This window comes from Brevundimonas sp. (assembly GCF_036405315.1).
In the GTDB taxonomy this organism is placed as follows: domain Bacteria; phylum Pseudomonadota; class Alphaproteobacteria; order Caulobacterales; family Caulobacteraceae; genus Brevundimonas.
In genome coordinates, this window is the sequence record NZ_DASWXW010000213.1 from 1 (window position 1) to 5,650 (window position 5,650).

Here is a 5,650-nt window from a genome sequence, read left to right on the forward strand (position 1 = left end):
GTCGAGCATCGCCCTGATCATGGCCGTGACGGCGACGCCCGCTGGCGTCGCCGCCGCCGGGGTTGCGGCGACGGATATCGATCAGGAGGCGGCGCCCGCCGCCGCCGTTTCGGCGACGGCCGAGCCCGCCGCGCAGACGGCGCAGGCGCCGCGTCCGAACATCAACCCCTACGACCGCGACATCGCCATGACGGTGCCGCTGAACTTCAACCGCCGCGTGCTGGGCGAGCTGCCGGTGCTGCTGACGCGCGACGATCGCTTCATCGTCGACAGCGCCGGGTTCATGGCCCTGATCAAGCCGTTGCTGACGCCCGAGGCGCAGGCGGAGCTGGCGGATCGACTGAAGGGCGTGGAATCGTTCGCGCCGGAAGAGATCAACACCACCGGCATCCAACTGGACTACGATCCCGAACAACTGGCGGTTCTGGTGTTGCGCATCGACCCGACGAAGCGGACCGTCGAGTCGCTGTTCCAGGGCGGTCGGCCGGAAGAGGCGGGCGTGGCGCCCGAGGATTTCACGGCCTATCTCAACACCAACCTGTCCGTTTCGCGGCGTCAGGCGACCGGCGACATCGCCACCCCCAGCGTCTTCCTGAACGGCGCGGTGCGCTACAAGAACCTGGTGTTCGAGGCGGACGTTCAGGGACGCGAGGACCTGTTCAGCGGCGAATACGAGGTCGAGCGCCGCTATGCGCGGTTCGTCTATGATCAACCGGGCGAGTATCGGCGTTGGTATCTGGGCGATCTCGATCCCGAAACGCGCGGTCGTCAGGGCTATGCCGAAATGGGCGGCGTCGGCGTCTCGCGCCAGCGCCAGAGGTTCGAGTCCTTCCGCAACAACATCCTGTCCGGCGGCCGCCAACTGGTGCTGCAGGAAGCCTCGACAGTGCGCGTCCTGCGCAATGGCGTCTTCGTGCGCGAATTCCGTCTCGATCCGGGACAGTACGACCTCTCCAACCTGCCGCTGGAGACCGGGTCCAATGATATCCAACTGGAGATCCAGAACGATTCAGGACGCCGCCAGGCCGTCTCCTACAGCGCCTATCTCGACAGCATCGAGCTGGAGCCCGGCGACTATGAATACGGCGCCTATCTGGGCGTCACCAACGCGGGCATTTTCGGATCGCCCGACTATTCGGGCGGCGAGATCGCCTTCACGGGCTTCTGGCGCAAGGCCTTCGAAAACCGTCCGGCGATCGGGATAGGCTTCCAGGCCTCGGCGGATGTCCAGAACCTGTCGGGTCAGTCCCAACTGATCCTCAAGAACGGCGCCCGGGCCCGCCTTGACGCATCTATCAGCAACGCCGATCGCGGCATGGGCTACGCCTACGCCCTGAGCTACGACCATGTTCTGGATCTGGGCGAGACCTACGACAGCTGGACGGTTGTCGCCGACTACACGTCGGCGGACTTCGCGACCCTGGGCAATCCGTTCGGAGACAATCCGACGTCGTGGATCTTCACCGGCGCCTATTCGCACCAGTTCAACGAGGACTGGCTGGCCAACGTCAGCGCCTCCTATCGGGTCAGCCGCAGCGCGGTTCTGGACGACGCCTATAGCGTCACCGCCACCACCACCTACCGTTTCACCCCGCAGTGGAGCGTCCAGCTGGGGGCCGAACTGAGCGACTTCGGCAGCAGCTTCGGATCACGCGGCGACGCCGTCGGGGCCACGATCGCCCTGATCTGGCAGCCGCGCTACGACCGGCGCGCCGAAGCCCGATACAGTTCCGCGCGCAACAACGGCAGCGTACGGTATCAGCAGTCGTCCGAGAACCGCGTGGGGGCCCTGGGCTATTCGCTGGCGTCCACCTATGACGACGGACCCAGCACCGTGTCGGGTCAGGTCGACTATATCGCCAACCGTTTCGACGCCAGCCTGACCCACGCCGCCTTTGGCCGCGACTTCAGCAGCGTCACCGACGAGCAAGTGACGACGCTGCGGGTGGGGACCTCGATCGCCACGACCGGGCGCAAGGTCGCGATCGGACGGAACATCTACGACAGCTTCGCCATCGTCCATCCGCACGAGACCCTGGGCGACCATTCGGTCATCGTCGGCGACAATTTCCAGGCTGGCCGATTCAACGCCCGCAGCGGTGTGCTGGGGCCGGCGCTGTCCAATGTGTTGAGCTCCTACGTCAATCAGTCGGTCCGCTACGACGTAATGGACGCGCCGCTCGGTTACGACATCGGCGACGGCGTCCTTCGCGTCCGTCCGACCTACAAGAGCGGCTACGCCATCGAGGTCGGCAGCGCCGCCTTCGTCAGCGCGCTTGGCCGCATGCAAGGCAACGGCGGCAAGCCTCTGGCCCTGGTTTCAGGGCGAGTGCGCCCGGCGGACCAGCCGGACGCACCGCCCGAACTCTTCTTCACCAACTCGGTGGGGCGGTTCGCGATCCAGAAGCTGGAGCCGGGCAAACGCTATCGTGTTGAACTCTTTACCGATCCGGCGGTGAGCTTCGAATTCACGGTGCCTGCCGACAACCAGGGTCTGCTGAACCTCGAGACGGTCACGGTGCCGATCGACGTCACGGACGAACAGGAAGGATGAAAGCCATGAGCTCTCCCCTCGCTCTGAAGGCCACGATGGCTGCCGCTGCGGCGACCGCAGCGGCGCTGACGCTGGGCGTCGGTCAGGCCAGCGCGGCCTGCAGCCTGTCGATCGAGCCGGCTCAGGATCAGTGGGTCGTGCGCTACAATCCCTATGAGGATGACGCGGTGCAGCAACGATACGATGTCGCCGTCGTCAACACGGGCACGACCGATTGCGTCGGCTCCATGCGCGTCGATCTGCATGGCGAAGCCTACGGGATGCGGCAGGCCGGCGGTCAGGACCGCGTGGCCTATGCCTTGATCGACGAACGCAGCGGCGCGGACGTGACGCCGCGTTCGGGGCAGGGACCGCGTCGTTTCGGCGCCCAGCCGGTGCGTCTGGCGCCCGGCGAGCGCGGCCTGATCCGCTTCGCTCTGGCGGCGGCGCCGGAAGGCGACCTGGCGCGCGGCTTCTATTCCCAGACGGCCTATCTCTCGGTCCTGGCGTCGGACGGCGAGCCGATGGCCGAACGGCCTGTCACCCTGGGCGTGGAGGTCGCCGCCTCGGCGGTGATGGGGCTGAAGGGCGAGTTCCAACGGTCGCAAGGAACGGCGACCATCGATCTTGGCGAGCTGTCGTCGGGGCGACGCGACCTGAACACCTCGCTCTATGTAAAGAGCACGGGCGGCTATCGCGTGTCGGTCAGCTCGGCCAATCGTGGGCGGCTTCGTCTCGCCAACTCGAATTGGTACGTCGACTATCGTCTGGCGCTGGGCGCCGAGAACATGGATCTGGCGCAGGTCGATACGCTTGAAGTGGTTTCGCGGCGCGCCCGGAATGACAGCTATCCGCTGGCGGTCAGCATCGGCGATGTGGCGGGCAAGCGCGCCGGCGCCTATCGCGACACCCTGACCTTTACGGTCGCCGCCCTCTAGGCGGACGCCAGGTTGAAACGAAGACGCCCCGCAGGATCTGCGAGGCGTTTTCATTTCCGGATCGGATGCGGGGCGATCAGATCGGCTGGATCGTCAGGGCCAGGATCAGCGGCTGCTCCAACGCCACTTCGTCGAAGCGATAGTCGACCGAGCGAATGGTCGCCATGCTGGAACGGCGCAGTTCCTGAATGCCGGTCCGGGACAGGTCCAGCGAACGCTCGCCGTAGACGATGCGGGCTCTTTCAGTAATCGTCAGGGGGCGATACTGGGCCGAAACGGTGAAGCCGCCGGGGCTGTTGCAGGCTTCGACGACCGAACCCATGCGGCCGGTTTCAGCCATGACGGTTCCAGTCGGACGCACCCAGCAGGCGACCGGGACGGTGGCGCGCAGCCGATAGGAATGTCCCGCCGTCGGACCGGCGGAGGCGATCTGCGGCGCCAGAATAGCGGTCAGGCCCGCGGCGATCGCCAGAAACGTACGGCGTTTTGCCGACTTCAGCTTGGTCATGACGTCCTCATCACCCTTGATTTCAATGGGACGATACTTGGCGGCTCTTAACTTCACGCGATCAGACAGGCTTAGCGGGCGCTTAAGTCCCATCGTAAACCGGCGCTAACCTTGTTGGCCTGAGAGCGCCCGGACGCGGCGGATGGTCGGGGCTGGAACGCATGAAAAAGGGGGCGCGATCCGCATCGCGCCCCCGATAAGATGGGTTAGCCTGTATGGGGGCGTCAGGTCTTGGCGCCGGCCCGGCCGCGGCCCAGTTCGCGGTTCAGCCACAGGGCCAGCAGGGTGCAGACGGCGCCCGACAGCAGATAGCCGCCGCCCGCCACCAGACCGAACTTGCCCGACAGGGCCAGGGCCGCCAGCGGGGCGAAGCCGGCGCCGAACAGCCAGGCCAGGTCCGAGGTCAGGGCCGAGGCGGTGTAGCGGTTTTTCAGGCTGAAGCTGGATGCGATGGAACCGGAGGCCTGGCCGAACGACAGGCCCAGCAGGACGAAGCCCAGGATCATGTAGGCCAGTTCGCCGACGGGGCCGCCGTCCAGCATCTGCGGCGCGAAGCCGGAGAAGGCGGCGATGCCGGCGGCGGTGACGGCCAGCAGGGCGCGACGGCCGTAACGGTCGGCCAGCCAGCCCGAGGCCAGGATGGCGGCCAGGCCGAAAACGGCGCCGACCAGTTCGATCATCAGGAAGCGGGCGGGCGATTCCTCCGTGTAGAGGAAGACCCAGGACAGCGGGAACACCGTCACCATGTGGAACATGGCGAAGCTGGCCAGGGGGGCGAAGGCGCCGATGACGATGCCGCCGCCTTCTTCGCGCACGGCCTTGGTGACGGGGGCGGGATGCAGTTCCAGCGTCTCGAACGCGGCCTGGAAGGCGGGCGTCACCACGATGCGCAGGCGGGCGAACAGGGCCACCACGTTGATGGCGAAGGCCACGAAGAAGGGATAGCGCCAGCCCCAGTCGAGGAAGTCTGCGGCCGTCAGCTTGGTCAGGAAGTAGGCGAACAGGGCGCTGGCCACGATCAGGCCGAAGGGCGCGCCCAGTTGCGGCACCATGGCGTACCAGCCGCGACGGTTCTCCGGCGCGCTGACGGCCAGCAGCGAGGCCATGCCGTCCCAGGCGCCGCCCAGGGCCACGCCCTGGCCGATGCGCAGGGCGATCAGTACGACCGCCGCCCAATGGCCGACCTGGGCATAGCTGGGAAGGAAGCCCAGGCAGACGGTGGACAGGCCCAGCAGGAAGAGGGCGATGGTCAGCTTGGTCCCGCGCCCGAACCGCCGGTCGATGGCGATGAACAGGGCCGTGCCGAACGGACGGGCGATGAAGGCCACGGCGAAGACCGCGAAGGACAGCAGGGTCCCGCCCAGCGGGCCCGCATAGGGGAAGACCAGCTGCGGGAAGACCACGACCGAGGCGATCGCATAGACGAAGAAGTCGAAGAATTCCGACGTTCGGCCGATGATGACGCCGATCGCAATTTCTCCGGCGTCGATTTTGCCGTGTCGCGCGTTGATCTGGCTGGCGTCCCGCTCGAGGGACTCTGAAGAAGGCGCGCCGCTGGTGGCGTTCATGACCGATGACGTTCCCTGGACCCGGGCGCGACACGCGCGCCGACATGGTAAGAATGACGAAAGCCGCCATTTGCTCCCGATCGGCGTCGGGGGGGATAGGACG

The 5,650-nt window shown here is 66.5% G+C and carries 4 protein-coding genes; 2 read left to right on the forward strand and 2 right to left on the reverse strand.

What is annotated here, in order from left to right; all coding sequences use genetic code 11:
• Together VGE49_RS13155 and VGE49_RS13160 are read left to right on the forward strand one after the other, a co-directional pair.
• Nucleotides 1-2,554: fimbria/pilus outer membrane usher protein (locus VGE49_RS13155; protein WP_331034992.1), on the forward strand; the 2,554-nt coding region annotated here is incomplete at its 5' end.
• 5 nt (nucleotides 2,555-2,559) lie between these two features.
• Nucleotides 2,560-3,471, forward strand: coding sequence for a hypothetical protein (locus VGE49_RS13160; RefSeq protein ID WP_331034993.1), 912 nt, complete (start codon nucleotides 2,560-2,562; stop codon nucleotides 3,469-3,471).
• A 76-nt stretch (nucleotides 3,472-3,547) separates the two neighbouring features.
• Here the strand turns inward: VGE49_RS13160 and VGE49_RS13165 are convergent, their stop codons facing one another.
• Both VGE49_RS13165 and VGE49_RS13170 read right to left on the reverse strand, forming a co-directional pair.
• Nucleotides 3,548-3,979 (reverse strand): hypothetical protein, encoded by a 432-nt coding sequence (locus VGE49_RS13165; RefSeq protein ID WP_331034994.1) that lies wholly within the window; start codon nucleotides 3,977-3,979, stop codon nucleotides 3,548-3,550.
• A gap of 224 nt (nucleotides 3,980-4,203) precedes the next feature.
• Nucleotides 4,204-5,547, reverse strand: a complete 1,344-nt coding sequence (locus tag VGE49_RS13170) for an MFS transporter (RefSeq protein ID WP_331034995.1) — start codon at nucleotides 5,545-5,547, stop codon at nucleotides 4,204-4,206.
• Between the last annotated feature and the right edge of the window lie 103 nt (nucleotides 5,548-5,650).

What these genes read in the sequence shown, in the direction of transcription:
- VGE49_RS13160 (WP_331034993.1), top strand. Translation starts at nt 2,560, where the DNA reads ATGAGCTCTCCCCTCGCTCTGAAGGCCACGATGGCTGCCGCTGCGGCG.
- VGE49_RS13165 (WP_331034994.1), bottom strand. Translation starts at nt 3,979, where the DNA reads ATGACCAAGCTGAAGTCGGCAAAACGCCGTACGTTTCTGGCGATCGCC.
- VGE49_RS13170 (WP_331034995.1), bottom strand. Translation starts at nt 5,547, where the DNA reads ATGAACGCCACCAGCGGCGCGCCTTCTTCAGAGTCCCTCGAGCGGGAC.